At 45.7% G+C, this 20,524-nt stretch carries 23 protein-coding genes and 1 tRNA gene; 14 read left to right on the forward strand and 10 right to left on the reverse strand.

All coding sequences use genetic code 11. The features are described from left to right. Positions 1-39: 39 nt before the first annotated feature. From C1N53_RS16915 to C1N53_RS16930, 4 genes are read left to right on the forward strand one after another with little or no spacing between them, the layout of a single operon-like run. Positions 40-1,632, forward strand: a complete 1,593-nt coding sequence (locus tag C1N53_RS16915; RefSeq protein WP_137760433.1) for a serine hydrolase — start codon at positions 40-42, stop codon at positions 1,630-1,632. Positions 1,633-1,651: 19 nt separating this feature from the next. Beyond that, positions 1,652-2,947, forward strand: a complete 1,296-nt coding sequence (locus C1N53_RS16920; RefSeq protein ID WP_137760434.1) for a CitMHS family transporter — start codon at positions 1,652-1,654, stop codon at positions 2,945-2,947. Between the two features lie 3 nt (positions 2,948-2,950). Next, positions 2,951-4,273 (forward strand): acyclic terpene utilization AtuA family protein, encoded by a 1,323-nt coding sequence (locus tag C1N53_RS16925; RefSeq protein ID WP_137760435.1) that lies wholly within the window; start codon positions 2,951-2,953, stop codon positions 4,271-4,273. Continuing rightward, positions 4,270-4,581, forward strand: coding sequence for a hypothetical protein (locus C1N53_RS16930; RefSeq protein WP_137760436.1), 312 nt, complete (start codon positions 4,270-4,272; stop codon positions 4,579-4,581). The genes C1N53_RS16925 and C1N53_RS16930 overlap by 4 nt, the downstream gene beginning before the upstream one ends. 489 nt (positions 4,582-5,070) lie before the next feature. On the opposite strand, the gene C1N53_RS16935 is transcribed toward C1N53_RS16930, so the two are convergent. Together C1N53_RS16935 and C1N53_RS16940 are read right to left on the reverse strand one after the other, a co-directional pair. Further along, positions 5,071-5,146, reverse strand: a tRNA-Met gene (locus tag C1N53_RS16935). An 84-nt stretch (positions 5,147-5,230) separates the two neighbouring features. Further along, positions 5,231-7,009, reverse strand: a complete 1,779-nt coding sequence (locus C1N53_RS16940; RefSeq protein WP_137760437.1) for a BamA/TamA family outer membrane protein — start codon at positions 7,007-7,009, stop codon at positions 5,231-5,233. A gap of 201 nt (positions 7,010-7,210) precedes the next feature. Here C1N53_RS16940 and hemW point away from each other — a divergent pair, with 201 nt between their 5' ends. Then, complete coding sequence (hemW, locus tag C1N53_RS16945) at positions 7,211-8,338, forward strand: radical SAM family heme chaperone HemW (protein ID WP_137760438.1); 1,128 nt, start codon at positions 7,211-7,213, stop codon at positions 8,336-8,338. Between the two features lie 115 nt (positions 8,339-8,453). Beyond that, positions 8,454-8,864, forward strand: a complete 411-nt coding sequence (locus tag C1N53_RS16950; protein ID WP_137760439.1) for a hypothetical protein — start codon at positions 8,454-8,456, stop codon at positions 8,862-8,864. A gap of 3 nt (positions 8,865-8,867) precedes the next feature. Here C1N53_RS16950 and lhgO read toward each other — a convergent pair whose 3' ends face one another. After that, positions 8,868-10,088, reverse strand: a complete 1,221-nt coding sequence (lhgO, locus tag C1N53_RS16955) for an L-2-hydroxyglutarate oxidase (RefSeq protein ID WP_137760440.1) — start codon at positions 10,086-10,088, stop codon at positions 8,868-8,870. 265 nt (positions 10,089-10,353) lie between these two features. On the opposite strand from lhgO, the gene C1N53_RS16960 reads away from it, so the two are divergent. Further along, the gene (locus tag C1N53_RS16960; RefSeq protein ID WP_137760441.1) at positions 10,354-11,115 is read left to right on the forward strand and encodes a cyclase family protein; all 762 of its coding nucleotides are present in this window, start codon (positions 10,354-10,356) and stop codon (positions 11,113-11,115) included. A gap of 54 nt (positions 11,116-11,169) precedes the next feature. On the opposite strand, the gene C1N53_RS16965 is transcribed toward C1N53_RS16960, so the two are convergent. The 4 genes from C1N53_RS16965 to C1N53_RS16980 all read right to left on the reverse strand — a co-directional run bounded on the left by C1N53_RS16965 (position 11,170) and on the right by C1N53_RS16980 (position 13,731). Further along, positions 11,170-11,613, reverse strand: a complete 444-nt coding sequence (locus C1N53_RS16965; protein WP_137760442.1) for a hypothetical protein — start codon at positions 11,611-11,613, stop codon at positions 11,170-11,172. Positions 11,614-11,945: 332 nt separating this feature from the next. Further along, complete coding sequence (locus C1N53_RS16970; RefSeq protein ID WP_137760443.1) at positions 11,946-12,359, reverse strand: hypothetical protein; 414 nt, start codon at positions 12,357-12,359, stop codon at positions 11,946-11,948. A gap of 124 nt (positions 12,360-12,483) precedes the next feature. Continuing rightward, positions 12,484-12,894 (reverse strand): hypothetical protein, encoded by a 411-nt coding sequence (locus tag C1N53_RS16975; RefSeq protein WP_137760444.1) that lies wholly within the window; start codon positions 12,892-12,894, stop codon positions 12,484-12,486. Positions 12,895-13,101: 207 nt separating this feature from the next. Further along, positions 13,102-13,731: an OmpA family protein gene (locus tag C1N53_RS16980; protein WP_137760445.1), complete on the reverse strand. Its 630-nt coding sequence runs from the start codon at positions 13,729-13,731 to the stop codon at positions 13,102-13,104. A gap of 324 nt (positions 13,732-14,055) precedes the next feature. Here C1N53_RS16980 and C1N53_RS16985 point away from each other — a divergent pair, with 324 nt between their 5' ends. After that, positions 14,056-14,442 carry an Hsp20/alpha crystallin family protein gene (locus tag C1N53_RS16985; protein WP_137760446.1) on the forward strand — a complete coding sequence of 129 codons (387 nt, stop codon included), beginning with the start codon at positions 14,056-14,058 and terminating at the stop codon, positions 14,440-14,442. 60 nt (positions 14,443-14,502) lie between these two features. Here the strand turns inward: C1N53_RS16985 and C1N53_RS16990 are convergent, their stop codons facing one another. Both C1N53_RS16990 and C1N53_RS16995 read right to left on the reverse strand, forming a co-directional pair. Further along, positions 14,503-14,760 carry a hypothetical protein gene (locus tag C1N53_RS16990; protein ID WP_137760447.1) on the reverse strand — a complete coding sequence of 86 codons (258 nt, stop codon included), beginning with the start codon at positions 14,758-14,760 and terminating at the stop codon, positions 14,503-14,505. 182 nt (positions 14,761-14,942) lie between these two features. After that, positions 14,943-15,122, reverse strand: a complete 180-nt coding sequence (locus tag C1N53_RS16995) for a hypothetical protein (protein ID WP_137760448.1) — start codon at positions 15,120-15,122, stop codon at positions 14,943-14,945. Between the two features lie 620 nt (positions 15,123-15,742). Between C1N53_RS16995 and C1N53_RS17005 the strand changes: the two genes are divergently transcribed. The 5 genes from C1N53_RS17005 to C1N53_RS17025 all read left to right on the forward strand — a co-directional run bounded on the left by C1N53_RS17005 (position 15,743) and on the right by C1N53_RS17025 (position 18,390). Then, complete coding sequence (locus tag C1N53_RS17005; RefSeq protein ID WP_168194053.1) at positions 15,743-16,198, forward strand: GNAT family N-acetyltransferase; 456 nt, start codon at positions 15,743-15,745, stop codon at positions 16,196-16,198. Between the two features lie 3 nt (positions 16,199-16,201). Next, positions 16,202-16,513 (forward strand): hypothetical protein, encoded by a 312-nt coding sequence (locus C1N53_RS17010; RefSeq protein WP_137760451.1) that lies wholly within the window; start codon positions 16,202-16,204, stop codon positions 16,511-16,513. Between the two features lie 85 nt (positions 16,514-16,598). Then, positions 16,599-17,339 carry a hypothetical protein gene (locus tag C1N53_RS17015; protein WP_137760452.1) on the forward strand — a complete coding sequence of 247 codons (741 nt, stop codon included), beginning with the start codon at positions 16,599-16,601 and terminating at the stop codon, positions 17,337-17,339. Between the two features lie 78 nt (positions 17,340-17,417). Further along, positions 17,418-17,861, forward strand: a complete 444-nt coding sequence (locus tag C1N53_RS17020; RefSeq protein ID WP_137760453.1) for a septal ring lytic transglycosylase RlpA family protein — start codon at positions 17,418-17,420, stop codon at positions 17,859-17,861. A 136-nt stretch (positions 17,862-17,997) separates the two neighbouring features. Then, a complete protein-coding gene (locus C1N53_RS17025) occupies positions 17,998-18,390 on the forward strand; it encodes a hypothetical protein (RefSeq protein WP_137760454.1) in 393 nt (130 codons plus the stop codon). 27 nt (positions 18,391-18,417) lie between these two features. Here the strand turns inward: C1N53_RS17025 and C1N53_RS22605 are convergent, their stop codons facing one another. After that, a complete protein-coding gene (locus C1N53_RS22605) occupies positions 18,418-18,570 on the reverse strand; it encodes a hypothetical protein (protein ID WP_168194054.1) in 153 nt (50 codons plus the stop codon). Positions 18,571-18,625: 55 nt separating this feature from the next. On the opposite strand from C1N53_RS22605, the gene C1N53_RS17030 reads away from it, so the two are divergent. Then, positions 18,626-20,449, forward strand: coding sequence for a peptidase M61 (locus C1N53_RS17030; protein ID WP_137760455.1), 1,824 nt, complete (start codon positions 18,626-18,628; stop codon positions 20,447-20,449). Positions 20,450-20,524: the final 75 nt, after the last annotated feature.

The raw sequence follows: 20,524 nt of genomic DNA on the forward strand, positions 1-20,524 counted from the left end.
TTTTCAGCAGTAGCTTTTTCACCGACAAAACAAATGCGCATGACCTTAGATAGAAGACAGTTTCTAAAGCAGATGGGAGCCGGAGTAGCGGGCATAGGCTTCCTTTCCCTAATGCCGGATACGCTCCTGGCGGCACCTTTCAAGGCAAATAACCTGCCCCGCAGCACACCTGAGTTGCAAGGTATTTCTTCTGAGGCAACACTACGTTTTGTAGAAGCAGTGGAAAAGGAGCAACTGGGATTACACAGCCTGATGGTGGTGCGGCACGGGCAGGTGGTGGCAGAGGGCTGGTGGGCTCCTTATGCGCCTGAACTGAAACACACGCTCTTCTCGCTGAGCAAGAGCTTCACTTCCACAGCAATTGGTTTTGCGGTAGCCGAAGGTAAGTTAAAAGTCACCGATAAAGTTGTCTCCTTTTTCCCGGAGGATAAGCCTGCTGAGGTAAGCCCGAACCTGGCGGCCATGCGCATTAAAGATTTGCTGACGATGACAACGGGGCACGAGACGGATACCCTGCGCCCATTGCTGCAGGAAACCTCCGGTGGCTGGGCGCGTAAGTTCCTCTCCTTGCCTGTGGAGTGGGAGCCGGGCACTCACTTTGTCTACAACACGGGAGCCACCTATATGCTGTCTGCCATACTTCAGAAAGTGACCGGGCAAACCGTGCTGGCATATTTAACGCCGCGCTTGTTCCAGCCGCTCGGCATGGAGGGCGCTGACTGGGAAAACGACCCCGATGGCATCAACACAGGCGGCTATGGTCTGCGGGTCAGGACCGAAGACATTGCCAAGTTCGGACAACTCTACCTGCAAAAAGGAAAGTGGAACGGAAAGCAGGTTCTGCCGGCAGCGTGGGTGGAAGAAGCGACTGCTTACCAGGTGCCGAATGCGCCAAGCACTACTCCCGCTCATGATTGGAACCAGGGCTACGGCTACCAGTTCTGGCGAAGCCGCCACAATTCCTACCGTGGCGATGGCGCGATGGGGCAGTACTGCCTGGTGCTGCCAGAGAAGGATGCCGTGATTGCCATCACAAGCGAAACCCACGATATGCAGGCCATCCTGAACCAGGTGTGGGATATCTTGTTGCCAGGCCTTAAACCTGCTGCTTTACCTCAGAATGCTACGGCTCAAAAGGCTCTGAAACAAAAGCTGGCGACGCTGACCCTGCTACCGCCCAAGACCAGCATCAGTTCACCTATTGCGTCCAAGGTCTCAGGCAAAACATACAAAGTGCAGGAAAATCCGCTCTACATCGATACTGTGTCCTTCATCTTCAATAAGGATAAAGCCACTGTAAAGTTTAAGGACGGCGAGGCAGTGCATCAGATTGTCTGCGGCCTGAATGAGTGGGTAAAAGGGGAGACACAGCTGCCGGGTAGCCCCCCTTCTTTTGTGCCGATGCAAAGGAAACTACCCATGCCTAAAGAGAAAGTAGCCGCCTTTGGCACCTGGACATCGCCTGACACTTTTGTCATGACCTGGAGCTTCAACCAGACCCCGCACACCGATACCGTTACCTGCCATTTTGAAGACAAGGCAGTACGCTTGGTGTTCACAGACAGCATCGCCCGGAAAGCACCCGAACGCAAATCCGAAAGGCCGGTGCTGGTAGGACAGATGATGGGGTAATCTTCTAAATTAGAATCACATGGTGGCACTCCTTGGGCTCCTGACCATACTACTCCTCCTCGTGTTGGTGATGACCCGAACCACGTCGCCGGTAGTGGCTTTGATTTTAGTGCCAATCGGGACGGCTCTCCTGGCAGGCTTCACAACCGAAATAGTGGATTTCATGACGGAGGGCATAAAAGCCATCGCGACGACCGCCGTCATGTTCATCTTTGCTATCCTGTTCTTTGGGGTGCTGATGGATGCCGGTACCTTTGAACCGATCATTTCCCGCCTGTTGAAAGCGGCTGGAGGCCATCCGCCCCGCATTACGCTTGTAACAGCCATACTGGCTATGATCGTACACCTGGATGGTTCCGGTGCCGTTACTTTTCTGGTTACTGTTCCGGCCATGCTGCCTCTTTACGATGCCCTGGGTATGCGCAGAACCACGCTGGCTACCGTAGTGGCCCTGGCAGCCGGCACCATGAACATTGTGCCCTGGGGAGGGCCAACCATCCGGGCCGCCACTGCTTTGGAAGTGCCTGTTACGCAGCTGTTCAACCCTATGCTCATCCCGGTGCTGTGTGGCCTGGCAACGGTACTGGGAATTTCTTATTGGTTGGGGATGAAAGAAACAAAACAGATACCTGTGCCAATTAAGCCAGGTATAGAGGCAGGACTGGGGGCAGCGCTAAAGCCTACCAAACTGGCACGGCCGAGGTTGCTGTGGTTTAACCTGCTGCTTATTGTACTAGCTATCGTGGTGCTGATTTCAGCGTTGGCCCCACCGCATCTTATTTTTATGGTTGCCTTTACACTTGCCATTTCGGTCAATTACCCCAACCTGGCTGACCAGCGGGAGCGGGTAGACGTACATGCCAAAGCTGCCCTGCTCATGGCCAGTATACTGTTTGCTGCAGGCTGCTTCACCGGCATCCTGAAGGGCGCTGGCATGATCGATGCCATGGCCGCCGCAGCGGTGGATGTCATTCCCGCTTCCGTAGGGAATCACCTGGCCCTCATCACAGGTGTACTTTCAATGCCGGCCAGCCTGCTGTTTGACCCAGATTCTTTCTATTTTGGTGTATTGCCTCTACTAGGAACGACCGCCACACATTTCGATGGCACGGCAATAGAGGTAGGCCGGGCTGCCCTGCTGGGTCAAATGACCACAGGCTTCCCTGTGAGTCCTTTAACCGGGGCGACTTTTTTACTTATCGGCTTAACCAGCATTGATTTGGCGGACCATCAGCGAAAGACAATACCGCTGGCTTTTCTGGTCACGCTGGTCATGCTGCTCGTTTCCTTGATGTTAGGTGTTATCTCCTTCTGAAATATGAAAACTACTATTAGAATTGGCTGCGGGGCCGGCTTTTCCGGCGACCGCCTTGACCCTGCCGTCATCCTGGCCGAAAAAGGAGAACTGGATTACCTCGTGCTGGAGTGCCTGGCCGAACGTACCATTGCCCTTGCCCAGAAAAGAAAAATGCAGGACCCGACCAAAGGCTACGACCCCTTGCTGGAGCGCAGGATGGAGGCGCTGCTGCCGGTTCTGAAGAAAAACAAGGTACGGCTCATCTCCAACATGGGTGCTGCCAATCCTGTGGCCGCGGCAGAGGTTGTGTGCCAGCTAGCAAAGAAGTTACACCTGAATGTTACGGTAGCAGCCGTGACAGGAGACAACGTTTTTACGCAACTAACAGGAGTGGAAGTAGCGCTTGAAACAGGCCAGCCTATACGTGCTTCCGGTCAGCTGCTTTCTGCGAATGCTTACATGGGTACAGATGCCATTCTGCCTGCTTTGGCTACGGGTGCAGACATAATCATCACAGGTCGCGTGGCCGACCCCTCGCTGGTAGTGTCTCCTCTGGTGCATGAGTTCGGCTGGTCCCTGGAGAACTTTGAGCAGGTGGGGCAGGCAACTGTCATAGGCCATTTGATGGAATGTGCCGGGCAGCTTTGCGGTGGATACTTTGCTGACCCTGGTAAAAAAGACGTGCCTGACATGGCAAATTTAGGACATCCTTTTGTGGATGTTTCTTCGGACGGCAATGCCGTATTTGGCAAAGTTGCCGGTACAGGAGGCATTATCAACCTGGCTACAGTAAAGGAGCAGCTACTGTATGAGGTGATGGACCCCAGCCAGTATTTTACTCCTGATGTGGTAGCAGATTTCACACAGGTGCGCTTGCAGGAAATAGGACCTGACCAGGTGCTGGCAACAGGCGGGCGCGGGCAAATCAGGCCTGACACGCTAAAGGTCAGTGTAGGGTACCAGGCGGGGTACATTGGGGAGGGCGAGATTTCTTACGCAGGCACCAACGCGCTGGCGAGGGCACAACTGGCAGGCGAAACGATACGGAAACGACTGGAGGGGCAGTTGCAGGACTTGCGGGTGGATTACATTGGGTGTACCTCGGCGCACCGCACCGCCTTTGGCCATTACCTGGAGCCTTACGAGATCAGGCTGCGAGTTGCAGGAAAGGCCGCCACGGCCGCTCAGGCAGCCCTGGTAGGAGAAGAAGTAGAGGCCCTTTATACCAATGGTCCGGCAGGCGGCGGAGGTGCCCGTAAATACCTGCACGAGGTTGTGGGGATTGTCTCTGTTCTCATGCCCCGTGAAAAAGTAGTGCCAGCTGTTACCCTTTTCAGATCATGAAGAAGAAACTATACGACATTGCCCACAGCCGGGCAGGTGACAAAGGCAATACGCTGACCTTGTCCCTCATTCCTTACAAGGAGGAATACTACCCGCTGCTGCTGTCTCAGGTAACGGCTGGGGCGGTAAAAAAGCACCTAAGTAAGGTAGTGGCCGGGGAGGTATCCCGCTACGAGTTGCCCAACCTGCCGGCCCTGCTTTTTGTGTGCCAGCAGGCTTTGTCAGGGGGCGTTACCACCTCCCTCACCATGGACACCCACGGCAAAACCCTGAGTTATGCTTTGCTGGAAATGGAGATAGAAGTTTAAAGAAAATGGAAAGCTGATGTAGTTACAAAAGCATTTATGAATTTGCCCTGGTAACTAAGTACTGTCGCTTTGTTTCACTTAGCAAACGAAGGTGAAAGCGAAGATAATCACTCTTCGTCTTTGCAAGTATGATGTGCCTTTCACAGAGGAGCTGATGCACCTGCTTGAAATAGAAGGGAAATATACTATGTCTGCACAGCAGTTTTAGACTCAGTTATGCCGACAGAATTTCTGTAAAAGCCGCCCTTTCTAACTGACCGCTTCTCCTCCATTTTGTTGATGCATTTTTAATATCGCTCTAATGCCTATATCTTCAGTAAAGGAGGGTGGCTACCTGGGACCATGTGTAGCAGGAATTAAAGCCGAGAACAAGTCTGATCTTAGCGAACCGAAAAGGCAAGTTTGTATTTAGCCTGCTTGCTCCATTTTCAGGATATTGTGGCCTTAAAAACAAAAGACCGACCAACTTGAAAGTTGATCGGTCTGATTTGGTAGCGGGGACAAGACTCGAACTTGCGACCTTTGGGTTATGAGCCCAACGAGCTACCAACTGCTCCACCCCGCACTGTTATGATGATGCAAAAGTAAGATAAAGATATTTACCATGCAAGCATACTATACGATAAAAGTGTAAAAAGTTGTCGAAACACTAAAATTTGCTTGTAATACCAAAATGAATCTTAGAATTCTTTAACCCTAGCTGCTGTTGCTCCGATTTTCCTACAGAGTATACCAGTTGAAACACGCCGGCACCGGTGCTAAAGCTAATGCCTCCGCCTAAGCCATAGGGCATATCTGTTGTTCGCAACTTTTCTAAATCGCTTCGGTAGTAGCCCTGGTCGTAGAAAAGCAGCACATACGAGTCAGTATCGGTATAAAGACGATATTCTAAGGTAGCAATAGCATAAGAAGAGGCATAAAAAAAGAAATCATCAAAGCCACGAATGCTATAGAGCCCGCCCAGGCGATACATGTCGTTCAGGAAAATCTGGTTGTTCAGCAACGCTTCGCTTCTTAGCCGGGTAAGCAAGCTGCTGCTACGACCTAATTTTGTAAACTTCTCTAGCCGTAGCGCCAGGCTTAGCTGCGTTGTATTTACCTGCAAGGTATCGTAAAAGCTTTTCTCCAGCGCCGCATTACGGAGCAATTGTTTTCTTCCGGCAGCTATTTGCAGCTCTGTCAGCAAGCCCCGCTTCGGGAAGTAGAAATCATCCAGGTTATTCCAGAGGTAGTTAAAGCCATAGGAGGCGGTGCGGGCATCGGCCAGGTCGAGGTTTTGTAAGCTTTGCTGCGGTGCCTCTGCTAATAGCCTGGAGTTACGCCACTCTCCCAAAAAACTGATACGGCCATACTTCAGCGTATTGTAAGATAGATGTAAACGAGGCTGAACAGTTATAAAAGTGGAGTCCTGCTTCAGCAGGTTAAATTTACCTCCGACTTCGAATGGCGTTCCGAAAATATTCGGATGGATGTATTCTCCATTTAAGGTAACAGAACCACGCCCTACACGCCGCCACTGAAGCCCCAAACTTTTACCTGTACCCGTTATATTTCTGATATGCAGGTTTGCTTCACCAGTTATAAGCAATTTATTGTCGCTGCGGCCGGGGTCGGGCAGGAAACCAATAACACCGTCTATCTGGTTGGCCTGCCTATCTTCCAGAAAGTAAATCACCTGTGCCTTATCGCGTAGGAAACGTACCTGTGGAGGCCGCTGCACCCTTACATAAGGCAGAGCCGTGAGCATGCGCTGTGTGGCTGCAATCTGTTCCTGATTGTATGGCTGCCCCGGGTATAGCTGCAGGTAACGCATCAGAAACTTTTTCTTTGTTTTAGTGCCGCCCACAATCAGGAGAGAATCATATGTTACCAGAAAAGCCTTTTCCACCATCAGAGCAGCTTTTATTTTTCCCCCTTCAATTACCACAGAGTCTAGCCGAACTGATGCAAAGGGGTAACCATTTTGTTCAGCATAGCTTAGGATTCGCTGCTGCAGCCTGACATATTCTGCAGGTTTAAACGGAATGTTACGGTAAAATTTCTCTCTGAATCCTGACTCAACTAAAATGCCCTCGCTCAGGTTTCCATTCCGAAGCTCCGCCAGCTCAAATAAGTTACCGATATGCAGTTTCACGTGGAGCGTGTCCTGCCTTATAAACATGCTATCGGCAGAAGCTGTGAGGTAAGCATCCTGTTGTAGTTGGTAAACGAGCGCCTGCACCTCATTTTTGGCAGTGGCTGCATCCGGAAGCACAGGCTTATAGGTATACTGGCGCAGCACCTGATTATCTTCATCCGAAAAAGAAAACCGCAGCGCTACTTTCGAGTTCCTTTGCACAGCCACCTGTTCCAATACCTTTTCCTCCTGTGCCCAGGCAAAAGGCACCTGCAAAAGCAACAGGCAAACTAAAGCAGCTATTTTATACATGTGGCAAATAAAGTGCAATTTTACAAGGGGCTGATAGGCTAATTAGATAAATTTGCAATAGTAATTGGGAATTAACAATGGCTTATAAATCATCCTGTACAACATGTTGCAAAACCATCCGCAGCAAAAGCTCCGGCAATTGAACAATTTTACGCATTAATCCATTAGCAATTTAGCACATTACTTAATTAGCACATCATTTTGGCCGGCATATACCTCCACATTCCATTTTGCAAGCAGGCTTGCCATTATTGCGATTTCCATTTTAGCACCTCTATGGGCTTAAAAGAAGCTACCGTACAGGCTATTGCGCATGAGCTGAAGCTTCGCCAGAATTATTTGCAGGGACAACAGGTTGAAACCATCTACTTTGGAGGCGGAACCCCTTCGCTACTTCAACTGCAGGAACTGCAACTCCTCCTCGCAACAATACAAAGCTTCTATATAGTTTCGGATAAGGCAGAAATTACACTCGAAGCCAACCCGGATGATCTGACTCCTCAGAAATTGAAGGAATTGAAAACAGCCGGCATTAACCGCCTCAGCATCGGGCTACAGTCCTTCCACGAGCCCTACCTTCGCCTCATGAACCGCGCTCATACAGCAACGGAGAGCCTGCAATGCGTGCAGGATGCACAAGCTGCGGGTTTCAGCAACATAACCGTAGATTTAATTTATGGCATACCGGCTCCTGATCATACACAGTGGCACCAGGACCTGGACAAACTTTTTGCACTGGGTGTGCAGCATGTTTCATGTTATGCCTTAACCATAGAGCCTGACACGGCATTAGGCCGCTGGAGCAAAAAAGGGAAATTTAAACCCGCCGAAGATGAATTTACGGCGCAGCAGTTCGAGATCCTGCTGGAAAGAATGGCACAGGAAGGTTTTGTACAGTATGAGATTTCAAACTTCTGCAAGCCAGGTTATGAGTCGAAGCACAACAGCAATTACTGGCGGGGCATACATTACTTAGGCGTTGGCCCAAGTGCCCATTCCTTTAACGGAAGCTCGAGGCAGTATAACGTGGCACATAATAAAAAGTATACAGATGCTCTAAAGCAGGATACAGTGCCTTTCGAAGTAGAAGAGCTTTCCCTGACAGATCAGGCAAACGATTACCTGCTCACCAGCCTCCGCACTACCTGGGGCTGTGATTTAGCCAGGATGAAATCAGACTATCACATTGATTTCAGAAGCAGCCACAGCCAATACCTACAGGAGCTACAGACAAAAGAACTGGCGCTCATACAAGACGATGTACTTTATTTAACCGACAAAGGAAAACTCTTAGCAGACCAGGTAACTTTAGAACTTTTCATTGGCTAAACATTAATTTTAGTTTGCTGCAGAAAATAATTTACCGCTTGCGTATACAGCCTGTCCATTTTCTGATAGCTTTGTATGATATTCTTTTCTTTGTTGCTGCAGATCTAAGCTTTACATGACTTTACTAGAGCCTTTATATACATCAGATTATTATAAGGTTGAAGTTGACTTCAGAAACAGTTTGCTGCGTACTGAGTGGCTCCGCTCTGTGACGGAAGATGAGTTTATGGCTGGAGGAACAAAGTTAAAGCAACTGGTAGAAGCACACAATATTACAAAGGTGCTGGCAAACGCACAGCAGCTCCGAACCATCACCCCTAAAACAAAAGACTGGCTTTCCAACGCTTTTTACGAGGAATTGTCGCAGCTGAATATCAGCAAATTAGCCCGTGTAATGCCTCCCGACCTATTCAGCCGCATAGCCCTGGAATCTGTTATTACCCGTGCCGAAGCTATAGGTCATATCAATTTCCTGGTAAAGAATTTTCCTGACGATCAGGAGGCACTGGACTGGTTACGTGCGTAGCTGCTATACCAAAGCTTCCTGCTCGTTTAGCTGGTTCACAATATACTTACCTATAGCCAAAGAAGAGGTTGCTGCCGGCGAAGGGGCATTGCGAACATGAATAATGTTATTGTTCTTCAAGATATCGAAGTCATCGATCAATTTGCCGTTTCTGTCGCAGGCCTGAGCTCTTACACCAGCTCCTCCCGGTACTAAATCGCTTTCCTGGATTTCTGGTACCAGCTTCTGCAGTGCTTTGGTAAAGGCTGCTTTAGATAAAGACCTGTACATTTCGCCTAAGCCGGTACGGCCATACTTAGCGGCAATTTTCCAGAATCCTGGCCATGAAAAGGTTTCCTGGGTATCTTTTAAGTTAAAGTCCTGGAACTTGTACCCTTCACGCTTAAAAGCAAGTACTGCATTTGGACCAGCCTCTACACCGCCACGTATCATGCGGGTAAAGTGCACCCCCAGGAATGGGAAACTTGGGTCGGGCACAGGATAAATAAGCGTTTTAACCAGGTACTCCTTTTCCTTGCTCAGCTTGTAGTACTCTCCTCTGAAAGGGATGATGCGCAGATCGTTTTCCTGCTCTGTCATGTTGGCTACCCTGTCCGAAAACAGCCCTGCACAGCTAACCATGTTGCTTGCACTATAGGTATGTTTATCTGTTTCAACCAAAATGCCCTTGTTCTGGTTATGGATCCGGATTACTCTCTCACCAAAAGCAGTATCGCCTCCATATTGGTTCTGGTAAATTGACAGAAGGGTAGCGGCCATTTTAGGATAATCTATGATGCCCGTCTGTGGCACATGAATTCCTTTTATACCTGTACAATGTGGCTCAATCTCCTGTATTTCCTGCAGCGAAGAGAGCTTACGCAGGTTCTGCAAGCCATTGTTAATTCCTCTTTCATAAATATCGTTTAGCTTCACAACCTCTGTGGGTGTGGTAGCAACTATAATTTTGCCGCAGAGCTCATAAGGGATCTGATGTTCGTCGGCAAATTCAATTAATGAGTTATAGCCAGCTATGCAGTTCTTGGCTTTAAGGCTACCCGGAGCGTAGTAGATGCCGCTATGCATCACGCCGCTGTTATTGCCTGATTGGTGTTTAGCTACATCTTTTTCCTTCTCTATAACCAGCACCTTCGCATCAGGATTTTTTTTCTTTAAATGATAGGCAACGGATAAACCAACTAAACCCGCTCCGATTACAATGGTGTCATATTTTTTTACTGACATGCTCTTTTAAAACTTAAACCTGTAAACAATTTCTTTACTCACTTTTGAGCTGCAGATGTATTGGGTGCTCTATAGTAAATAAACATGCTCGTATACGATAACAGCTATATAAAGGCTACTGCATATTATGATATTTACAGGAAAATTATCAGGCCCTTCAGAAAACGCCGCACGGGCTTACATAGGTTAGCTACATGTTATTGCAGAGGCATTAGGAAACAAATATCATCTATTTCTGCTATACTTGCCGAAAGCAATCACTTCTATGACTAGCGCCTCTATTACTTTTAAAGGTCAGACCTATGGCTTTAACCCACTGGAGCCACTCGACATTTCCATGCCACTGCATGACCGGCAGCCTCAACCTGAATGCTTTTGGGCGGAACCGGTTGCATTTGAAACAATAGTAGCAGGCAATTTTGTAGGAAGCGTTGCCGAAGGTGGCAGTACTAACTATAAACGCATACACCTTACCCCACATGGCAACGGCACCCACACAGAGTGTTACGGACACATTGCTGCCGATGCCAGTGCTACTATTTATAACTGCCTGAAGCGCTATTTATTTGTAGCAAAGCTTATAACTGTAGCTCCGCAAGAGCTGGAAAATGGCGACAGGGTAATAGTACTGGAAGATGTAGAGAGGCATCTGTTAGAGAATACACCGGAAGCAGTTATACTTCGAACTTTACCTAATACAGCTGAGAAACTTACCCGCCACTACTCCGGCACAAATCCGCCTTACCTGGACCACCGCCTGGCAGCGTTGCTAGCCGAAAAAGGAGTAGAGCATCTGTTGTTGGATTTACCCTCTGTTGACAGAGAGCAGGATGAAGGGAAACTATTGGCTCATAGGGCCTTCTGGCAATATCCGCACAATACCAGAACTGGTGCCACTATTACAGAACTTATTTATGTACCTGATGCGATAGAAGATGGCCTATACTTGCTAAATCTGCAACTTATCAGCCTGCAGTTAGATGCTAGTCCTAGTAAGCCAACACTCTACCGCTTAAACCCTCACTAAGAAGGATTTTATCACCACAGAAGAAATCGGCTATACCTCTGTGGTGATGTTTACTTACAACTCCTCTATAAGAGCGTTATACACTTCCGGCGCTAAAAAAGGCAGCATGAGCCAATCCAGTGCCTCCTGCTTTTCAGCAAAATCACGCAGAATAAGATTGATATCGTAACTATGCCCTTTGGCTATCATTGTTTCGACTCCCGAACGGTTACCTTCTGAATAAGAAGGCAGGCGTGCCATCCGCAGCAGCGAACTGGTGGCTAAACGGGGTATAATAAAATTTATGCTCCAGTCCAGATCTTCGGGAGCAATAGATTCCATTAAACGATCATCGCCAAACCAGCGTGTTAGCGCATAGCGATCTACTAAATCCAGGCATAGCAAATATGCCTCCCTAAACTCGGCTCCACGTAGGTGCCCTTTCCATTCAGCAATACCCAAGGACGCAGTCCTGTCATAGTAAATGCTTACAAAATTGTTTTTGAAATACTCTTGCATTGTTAATTTCCCGGAAAAGCAGGAATAGTACTACAAATATAATAATAGTATCATTAGAATAACATCCTTCGTCAATATAACTTTTTACCTATAAACATGCGTACCATTTACTACCTTTACAGAAAATACGAGCTGCATTGCCTGCTTGCTTTTGCCTGATTTTCCGGTATATAAATACACTGCTTAGGTAAATTTCAGGAGGCATTACCTGTTTTGGCTATACTGCATTGTAATAATGTGCTTCCATGTTTTAAAAAGCAGAATGCCCGTTTATGAAGTAGTTCTAAACGGGCATTCTCTATAACTGTAGTAGCTACGTTCAGCAGCACAAACTAAACCTCTGTAAACGGCTCCTTTAACCAGGCTAGTGCCAGCATCTTATTGTCGAAGTCTTTTGTAACCATGTCACCCTTTCCTTCCACACGCTTGTATATTTGCTCTACAGCTGTTTTGTTAAAAAAGTCTTCGGAAACCAGCACAGCATTTCGGCGCAATGCAGACTGCTGCAAACGCGGAAGCGCATGCTCTATAAACCAATCCTGGTCAGCTGGCCGAATCACTTTCATCTTTCGGTTATCTCCTAGCCATCTCAACAGTTTATGTTCCTCAATCAGGTGCAAACAAGTAGATATCGCTTCCCTGAACTCATCACTGGATAAAAAGCCATTCCAGACAGCCATACCTAACTTCAACTCCTCGTCATGGGTGATAGTTACCACATGGTTCTGGAAGAAAGTTGTTGCCATATTGTACATTTTAACACAAATTAAACTTCTGTGTGTATAAGGAAGTATAAGATATTGTAATATGCAAATATAAGAAAGAAATTGTTCCTGCCGAGAAAAACACTTCTATGTAAAGGAAAAGAGCCTAGGCATTTAATTCCAGCAGCCAATCTACAGCCTCCTCTTCCGCACTAAAATCACGCACTTCCAATTGTTCACCAAGTCCGTTCCTTTTATGATAAATACTAGCCACTGACTGCCTGTTTTGTTCATAGCGGGAAGGCAAATGGGCTAATCGTTGTAACGGGCTGTTCAGTAGTTGCGGTATAAATACATTTACACTCCATACCTGGTCGGCAGGTTGTATTGTTTTCATTTTCCTGTTGTCTCCTAACCAGCCTACAAGCTGATGCCTTTCAATCATGTCCAGACACAGCAGAACAGCTTCACGAAATTCGGAACCAACCAGATCACCTGCCCAGACGGCCTTACCTACATAAAGTGCTCTATCATAATAAATGCTCACGAAGGTATTCCTAAAGTATAAATTTGTCATGCAAACTATCATTAGCTAACAACTTATATGTTAGTAGCCTAAAAAACAATCAGTAAAATTATAAGAATCAGGCTGTAGGCCTCCGGGTATTGGCGCCCTGAACCACAAGCGTACTCTGCAAGCCTTAACAGATGGTGGGTACAAGCTAAAAAGGGCAATGACTGCACCGATCACCGCCTTTGCCTTAGCTTGAAATGATGTACTACCTTATTGCCCGTTTACCACAACTATCTCCACCCGACGGTTTTTCTGGCGTCCCTCCGGAGTTGCATTGGTAGCGACGGGATTTGATTCACCAACTGCCTCTACGCTTATGCGGGATTTATCTATATCGCCCTTGTTGTTGAGCCAGTCTTTTACTGTTTTAGCACGATCCTCAGCCAACTGCTTGTTATAAGACTTACTGGCTGTTGAATCCGTATGTCCGTACACCCTGATCTGGCCTGCATTACCCATGTCCTGTATAGACGCTGAAATACTGCTTAGTTTATCTTCGGCACCACTACGCAGAGTGGCCTTATCTACATCAAACAATATATTTTCATCCATAGAGTAAATGGTATATTCATCTGTACCACGCGCTTCTACACCAGTACCCTGAAGCCGCTGATCGTTTTTAACCGGAGCATTACGATCAATGTTTGACCAAAAGCTTTCATCCACTTTTTTTACCTCTACTCCCTCTGCTTCAATTCTGCCACTTTCGTCGCCATACATAACAGCTGTATCAGCGGTAGCATCGGCTAAGCTATCTCTTTCCACTCCTCCCTCAGGGCTATTACATGCATAAAGTAAACCTATACTTGCTATCAATGTTAATGATGATAATTTTTTCATAGTTGAATTGGTTTGGTTATATTTAAATGTACGCTCTCACCTTATCTAGGTTCAAAATCTGCGTAGTATATCGTTAAGCTGGCTTTAGGTACCATTCGAATAATGCAGCATAAGTAAAATCATAACTGTTCAAATGCCACTATTGCATTATACTACTTTAATCCTATACATATTTTATGACAAATTGACTACTGCCTGCATAACAAACTCATTTAAATAGTCATTTTGACACAACTTTTGTTGCACAACTTGGGTAAACCAACATTATAAAGGGTTGGCATTGCTTTTGCATTATTCCATTTGTAAAAGAGAGAGGAGTAAGAAATGAAAATTATAAAAGATAAAGAATTACTAAGAAGCATAGCACAGCAGATCGACCTGTTTAATACAGTAGGCGGGGGAGTAAGCGAGACCTATGCAGAAATAAAAAAGTATAAAAAGGGAGCAGTAATAAATATATGGGCTGCTGGTGTAAGTCCTGAAGCTTTTAAAGTAATTTTACAGAACAACCAGCTAACTATTATATCATTACTGCATAGCGAGGAAAATCCAGAAATGGCTGTTCCTATTTTTAACCGTACTTATATACTACCTTTACAGGTAGAACTTGCTAAAATTGAGGCAGTTCACCAGGACGGGCAGTTACAAATCAGGCTTCCGTACTATAACGGGGTAAACGAGCCAAGGGAAATCGAAATAAAACAATTGTAAACATATAACAGGAAGGGCTACTTTGAGTAGCCCTTTTTTTTAATCAAGAAGCTGCAAGACTTAAATAAACTTTGCTTTTATAATAGTGGTTAGATAGTCGTATACTTCTACCGATTCTTTGTCGTAAGTAAAAATATTGTATTTATCTGCCGTTGTTTGCATAACCCGGCAGCCGTTTTCAATCATCATATAAATTAATTCGCGCAGGCGGTAAGGGTGCCCGGCCACATTTAATATGCAAATGGCATCACTACTTTCTACATGCAAGAACATGTGCTGCACGTGGTTCACATCCGACATTGTTTCCTGATCAGACATAGGAGAGAGGGTTAATTTATTTCTAATTTACCCTTAGAGCAAAATTTTAACAAAAAAAGTGCCCTATACCAGGCAAATTTTCAAAAACTCCTTCCAAAAAGTTGATAAATATTTTAGCCCGATAACGGCTGGTAAGTTGAGATATGTACACTTATGGGAATGGTACCTGGGAACCTGCGATATTATTTGCGCGGGTGTTCCTTACGCCATCCCACTACCACCAGGATGATCCAGACAGAATAAAAAGGCGAGAAAACAGCCGCCAGGTAAGGATCTACAGCAAACGTAACGAGTACCTGAAGCGCAAGTGTGGCAACTGCACCATAAAGAGCAACTTTAAAGTAGCTATTCCACTTTTTCATGTTCTGCTTATACGGGCGCCTCTAAAAATTGATGATAAGCCATAAAAAAACCCGGCACTAGGGCCGGGTATTCATTATTCTAAACGCTTCTGCTCGTGATATCTTTTTTTCGAGTATCAACGGCGGGTCATCTTCCTTTGCTACTACCAATATATATTTGTTATTGGCATCCTGATAATAGATAAGAGTTGTTAAATCTTCGTAGCCAATGCTAAAGATCTTCCTCGTCTCTCTATTAAAAATATTATAATTATCTAATCCTATGTTTCTCAATAGCCTCATATACCAACACCTTAATGGTATTTTAACGGTGTAATACCATGTAAATGTTTCAAAAACAGCATATTTACAAGCATATTCTTATTAAAATGATATTGCAACCTGCTATCAGAAAAAGCATCATCAGCTTATATCAGGCTAGTTTAGCTTTTGCAAAAGCAGCTTATTCTTTCTACTTTGGTTGCTAAACTACAAGCGCACATGCCTGGAAGCAATTACTTTTATTCATCGGCTTATTGTTCAGGAGTTAACGCCGGACCGGTGTATAGCCGCCATCTGTCCCACCGAAGAAGATGGGCAGAGCCTTGCCCGCACAACCACCCTCCAAGTTCCTGCTCGTCATGAATAGCATAGTACCTGAGCCTGCTGAGGCAATGTTCACGATAAGAGAGATCAAAGGCCTGCAGGCAATGCTGGATCAGTTTAGGCTTATCCGGCTCCTGAACCCAGGCATGACGGCTGAGCGTTATAAAGAACTCCTGCTGCAAATGCTCCCGAACGGATATAGAATGGTAGGGGCCTTTCGGAATGATTTTTGCTGCGGTATCTCCGGCTTCTGGGTAAATACAAAACTGTATAGTGGCAAGTACCTGGAAGCAGATAATTTTGTAGTAGAAGAGGCATACCGATCTAAAGGAGTTGGCAAATTGCTTTCGGACTGGATGCTTCAGGAAGCAAAAGATTTAAACTGCGATACGGTAATGTTAGATGCTTACGTTACAAATAGCGCTGCTCATAAGTTTTATTTTCGCGAAGGATTTTATATTAAAAGTTACCACTTCTTTAAAAGCTTATAGTTTATGAGTACTAACAGCACCAGCAGCCGCGTTTATGGTTTACTCCTGTTCCTGCTTTTTGAAGTAATTGTATTTTTCGGGCTGCAGTACCTATTATCTGATATGGGTATGAGCAACCAGATACAGGCAGAAAACACTATTGTGCCTAATTGGGTGAAAGCCGTGCTGTTTATACTGCTTTACATCCTGTGTATACTGGTGGCCGTTATGCTGGTAAGTAATTTTGTGCCGGGGAAGCACAGAAAGCAGCTTAGCCGCTGGGTATACCTGGCTTTACTGGCTTTGGTACCAATGCTCTTTCTGCTTTTTAATTAGAGGCCTTGCTTATAAAACTATATCAGGCAGCTGCAGGTACATTAAGAAGTAACTGAATTACATGACTATATACTAATTTCCATAAATGAAGACTATACTTTTTTCACTATTATTTGGGTTGGCACTGTGTGTGGGCGCGCAAGCTCAATCGGAGAGCAGGTACTTTGTACAGCTCCAAAACGGGCAAATGGTTTATGCCGATAAACTGAAGTTTAAATCTCCCCTGTTTAAGCAGGACCACTTCCTGCTTAACGACTCCCTTAAGTTCAGTATTTCTTCTGTGGTAGCTTACCAGAACGCAGATGGTTACTATGCCCGCATTGCGTACGGCAACCGCAGCGATAGCTTTGCAAAAAGAATACTGGAAGGGCCGCGTATCTCTAAGTTCTTTACCACCACCTACGATTACTATAACTCAGGCTTTTCGCCATACGGCTATGGGTACGGGTACGGTGGCTTCGGTATGGGTGGCGGCCCCTCCCGCCGAAGAATTTACTTCTTCTCTAAAGACGGCGGAGCTTTAATGCCTTTCGACTACGAGAGTCTAAGCGAAGCCTTGTCTGACAATGCCTCCAGCATGTTGCTGCTCAAGCGTTACAAGCAAGACAAACTAATTCATACTGGCATATCTATACTTGGGGCCGGTATACTTGCTTATGGGGTTATAAACTCTATAAACAACACCAATGAGTATGGGCAAACAAGGCTAAACCCAACTATATATGCAGGCGCTGCCATTATTGCCGTGCCTTTTGCCATACAGCTTTTCCAGAAAGATAAGCTTACGCAGGCCGTAGAGGTTTATAACTACCAGATCAAACAATAAGCACTTCGTTAGATAACCTTACAGCCAAAGCCTTTACATGCTTTGGCTGTTTTTTACCTGCACCACCCTTACCGACTTATGGCATTACGCTTCCTGCTTACACCTATAACATCACACAAACAAGCACACATCAGATATGCTTTAGTAGCCGCTTTTTTCGGGCTATTTTTAAGCTCCTGCGCCTCCACTTCTCCTGAGCACGGGCAAAGAGGTTATACAGAAGAAGGCAAAGCTTCTTACTACGGCAAAAAATTCCATGGCCGCAAAATGGCAAATGGAGATAAATTTAACCAGAATAAGCTAACGGCTGCTCACCGCACACTTCCCTTCGGCACAAAGGTTAAAGTATACAACCTGCAGACAAACAAGGCAGTGAAGGTAAAGATAACAGACCGTGGTCCGTTTGTGAAAGGGCGCATCATAGACCTTTCTGAAGCCGCAGCAAAAAGGCTAGGTTCTGTTAAAGCCGGTGTAGTGCCTGTGAAGGTAAAAGTGGTGCGCGCAGCAGCTAAAAAGAAATAAAAACTTTAAGAAATATTTAACATTTTTGATATAACTGATTTTCAAATTTTTAACGTACTTGCATATATAGAATATCAAAGAATTTATCAGATTAATTATTTGGTATTCTGAAGCTTAAATTTTAAATTTGAATGTTATGAAAATCGGGCATTTTATACTTCTTAAAGCGACTTTGATCGTAGCTATGATATGTATTGTAGCTTCTGCTCCTGTTGCTGCTCCGCTGAATAATAACAATGGTGCTAGCAATTCCTCTACGGTACAGTGCTGCCATAAAAATTCTGATCACCCTTCTGCCGAAGCAATAGCTGCCTGCCATGCAAGCAGCAGTAAGCCTGCAACCTCTAAAGCTGCACCTGCCAAAAAATCGGTGCTGGATGCTGAAGCATTAGAAAGCCCGTTCTCCTTTTTCAAAGATTACAATCCTTCCAGCGGCGACCGCGATGAAAGTGACATCCTGCCCCAGGCAAGTGCAATCATCATTACTGTAAAAACCCTTGTTGCCGCCCTTCTTTCTACTATCATCTAACAGCAGCAGAATAACAGCGCCTTTATCCTAGTCCAATCCGTATCCATCGCCTGCCTTTATCTGCTTTATTAAAGCATCGGTAGCAGATACCTCCATTACACTCACTCCTTTTACAGCACTTCTATACTTTCGCAACAGTAGCACCCACAGGCGGCCATCAAAGATTATTTCCAAAAGCATATATTATTTATGCTATTCTTCTTACCTTAACTCCACATTATATGTCAAAGCGCTCATGAAACTTTTTGCTGTGATTGGTGCTCTGCTTCTATCGTTTTCAGCAGTTGCACAACAAACCTATAACATCACATTAGATTTAAAAAATGTGCAGAACGACCAGGTAAAAGTGGTTGTGCTTACACCTGCCGTAAAAGAGAAAAGCATCAACTATATTATTCCGAGTGTAATTCCGGGATCTTATTCTCAAAAAGATTATGGCCGCTTCGTTACAAATTTTAAAGCGTACGATGCCAAAGGGAAAAAGCTTAAAACCCAAAAGCAGGGAAATAATCTTTTTACAATTCATGGAGCCAACAAACTGGCTAAGCTCGAGTATGTGGTAGATGATACCTGGGATGTACTTAAAGATGAGAATTATATATTTCAGCCCGGAGGCACGAACATAGATGCCGGTAACAACTTTGTAATTAACCATTTTGGATTTTATGGCTACCTGGATGGCTATAAAATGCTGCCTTACCAGGTTACCATCGAAAAACCCGATCATTTGTATGGAGCAACTTCCTTACCTGTAGAACGCGTATCCGCAGGCAGAGACGTACTTACCGCCCCGGATTATGTCCGCCTGGTAGATGCGCCTATGATGTACAGCCGCCCCGATACCGCCAGTTTCCGCTCAGGCAACACCCTGGTATCTGTTTCGGTACATTCCGAAACGGGTGTGGTAAAGGCTAATCAGATAAAGGAAATGATTACGCCACTCGCAACTGCCCTCACTAATTTTTTCGGCGGAATGCCTGTTGATCGCTATCACTTTATCATGTACTTCCCTAAACAGGGAGAAACAGCTATTACTAAGTTCGGCGGCTACGGTGCCCTCGAACATTCTTATAGCTCCATGTATTTTCTTCCGGAGCAGCAGCAGGAAGAAAACCTGCGCAAGATGGTGCTGGATGTGGCATCGCATGAGTTTCTGCACATTCTTACCCCCCTAAACATCCACAGCGAAGAAATAGAGTACTTCGACTTTAAAGATCCTAAAATTTCGCAGCACCTATGGCTTTACGAAGGCGTAACAGAATATTTCTCTAACCTGGTACAGCTACAAGAGGGCTTGAAAAGCTATGATGCCTTTAAAGAGGAAATGATGGATAAAATGAGGCGGGGAAGCGAATTCAAAGATGTATCCTTTACAGAAATGAGCCGCCACATTATAGAACCGGCTTACCAGGAAATGTACGGCAATGTATACCAGAAAGGCGCTCTCATAGGCTTCTTGCTCGATATCAGGCTGCAGGAGCTCACGCAAGGCAAAATGGGTTTAAGAGAACTGATGCTGCAGCTTTCACAGCAATACGGCCCCAACAAGCCTTTCAAGGACGACGAGCTGATTGAGGTTATTGTAGCCGCCTCTCACCCGGATATCAGGCAGTTCTTTACTACCTATGTAGTGGGAGATACTCCGCTGCCCTACGAAGAGTACTATCAGAAAATAGGTTGGAACTATACTGATAAAAAGAAAGGCACCAAGCTTACTTTCGGCGAGTTTCGCCTTGGCTTTGAAAAGAGCAGGCAGTTTTACTGGGTTGCAGAACCTATGAACAACCGCTTTGGATTTGAAAAGTATGACATCTTGCAAGCTGTTAACGGCACCCCGCTGACAGAGACTACTATTTATGAGCTTCTGGAGCCCCTGTTCGAAGTAAAGAAAAGCACACCGGTAGAAGTTACTTTCATTCGTAACAACAAACTTTACAAACAAACCTATAAACCAGCAGAGGAAGAGGTAGAGTTACGGTTCGTAATAGAAGACGCTCCTGCACCTACTTCTGAACAGCTCCTGTTACGGGCACAGGTGCTTAAAACCGATTTGCCATAACGGATCTGCCAGAGCTTGTCTGGCCAGCCTGACTTTGCGGTGAAACAAATTTAGCTTATCTTCACCGCAAAGTTC

It is taken from the genome of Pontibacter sp. SGAir0037, assembly GCF_005491705.1.
Classification (GTDB): Bacteria; Bacteroidota; Bacteroidia; order Cytophagales; family Hymenobacteraceae; genus Pontibacter.

What these genes read in the sequence shown, in the direction of transcription:
- C1N53_RS16920 (WP_137760434.1), top strand. Translation starts at nt 1,652, where the DNA reads ATGGTGGCACTCCTTGGGCTCCTGACCATACTACTCCTCCTCGTGTTG.
- C1N53_RS16970 (WP_137760443.1), bottom strand. Translation starts at nt 12,359, where the DNA reads ATGGCAACAACTTTCTTCCAGAACCATGTGGTAACTATCACCCATGAC.
- lhgO (WP_137760440.1), bottom strand. Translation starts at nt 10,088, where the DNA reads ATGTCAGTAAAAAAATATGACACCATTGTAATCGGAGCGGGTTTAGTT.
- C1N53_RS16960 (WP_137760441.1), top strand. Translation starts at nt 10,354, where the DNA reads ATGACTAGCGCCTCTATTACTTTTAAAGGTCAGACCTATGGCTTTAAC.
- C1N53_RS16925 (WP_137760435.1), top strand. Translation starts at nt 2,951, where the DNA reads ATGAAAACTACTATTAGAATTGGCTGCGGGGCCGGCTTTTCCGGCGAC.
- C1N53_RS16950 (WP_137760439.1), top strand. Translation starts at nt 8,454, where the DNA reads ATGACTTTACTAGAGCCTTTATATACATCAGATTATTATAAGGTTGAA.
- C1N53_RS16940 (WP_137760437.1), bottom strand. Translation starts at nt 7,009, where the DNA reads ATGTATAAAATAGCTGCTTTAGTTTGCCTGTTGCTTTTGCAGGTGCCT.
- C1N53_RS17030 (WP_137760455.1), top strand. Translation starts at nt 18,626, where the DNA reads ATGAAACTTTTTGCTGTGATTGGTGCTCTGCTTCTATCGTTTTCAGCA.
- C1N53_RS16985 (WP_137760446.1), top strand. Translation starts at nt 14,056, where the DNA reads ATGAAAATTATAAAAGATAAAGAATTACTAAGAAGCATAGCACAGCAG.
- C1N53_RS17015 (WP_137760452.1), top strand. Translation starts at nt 16,599, where the DNA reads ATGAAGACTATACTTTTTTCACTATTATTTGGGTTGGCACTGTGTGTG.
- C1N53_RS17020 (WP_137760453.1), top strand. Translation starts at nt 17,418, where the DNA reads ATGGCATTACGCTTCCTGCTTACACCTATAACATCACACAAACAAGCA.
- C1N53_RS16930 (WP_137760436.1), top strand. Translation starts at nt 4,270, where the DNA reads ATGAAGAAGAAACTATACGACATTGCCCACAGCCGGGCAGGTGACAAA.
- C1N53_RS16975 (WP_137760444.1), bottom strand. Translation starts at nt 12,894, where the DNA reads ATGACAAATTTATACTTTAGGAATACCTTCGTGAGCATTTATTATGAT.
- C1N53_RS16995 (WP_137760448.1), bottom strand. Translation starts at nt 15,122, where the DNA reads ATGAAAAAGTGGAATAGCTACTTTAAAGTTGCTCTTTATGGTGCAGTT.
- C1N53_RS16990 (WP_137760447.1), bottom strand. Translation starts at nt 14,760, where the DNA reads ATGTCTGATCAGGAAACAATGTCGGATGTGAACCACGTGCAGCACATG.
- C1N53_RS17010 (WP_137760451.1), top strand. Translation starts at nt 16,202, where the DNA reads ATGAGTACTAACAGCACCAGCAGCCGCGTTTATGGTTTACTCCTGTTC.
- C1N53_RS17025 (WP_137760454.1), top strand. Translation starts at nt 17,998, where the DNA reads ATGAAAATCGGGCATTTTATACTTCTTAAAGCGACTTTGATCGTAGCT.
- C1N53_RS22605 (WP_168194054.1), bottom strand. Translation starts at nt 18,570, where the DNA reads ATGCTTTTGGAAATAATCTTTGATGGCCGCCTGTGGGTGCTACTGTTG.
- C1N53_RS16965 (WP_137760442.1), bottom strand. Translation starts at nt 11,613, where the DNA reads ATGCAAGAGTATTTCAAAAACAATTTTGTAAGCATTTACTATGACAGG.
- C1N53_RS16915 (WP_137760433.1), top strand. Translation starts at nt 40, where the DNA reads ATGACCTTAGATAGAAGACAGTTTCTAAAGCAGATGGGAGCCGGAGTA.
- C1N53_RS16980 (WP_137760445.1), bottom strand. Translation starts at nt 13,731, where the DNA reads ATGAAAAAATTATCATCATTAACATTGATAGCAAGTATAGGTTTACTT.
- C1N53_RS17005 (WP_168194053.1), top strand. Translation starts at nt 15,743, where the DNA reads ATGAATAGCATAGTACCTGAGCCTGCTGAGGCAATGTTCACGATAAGA.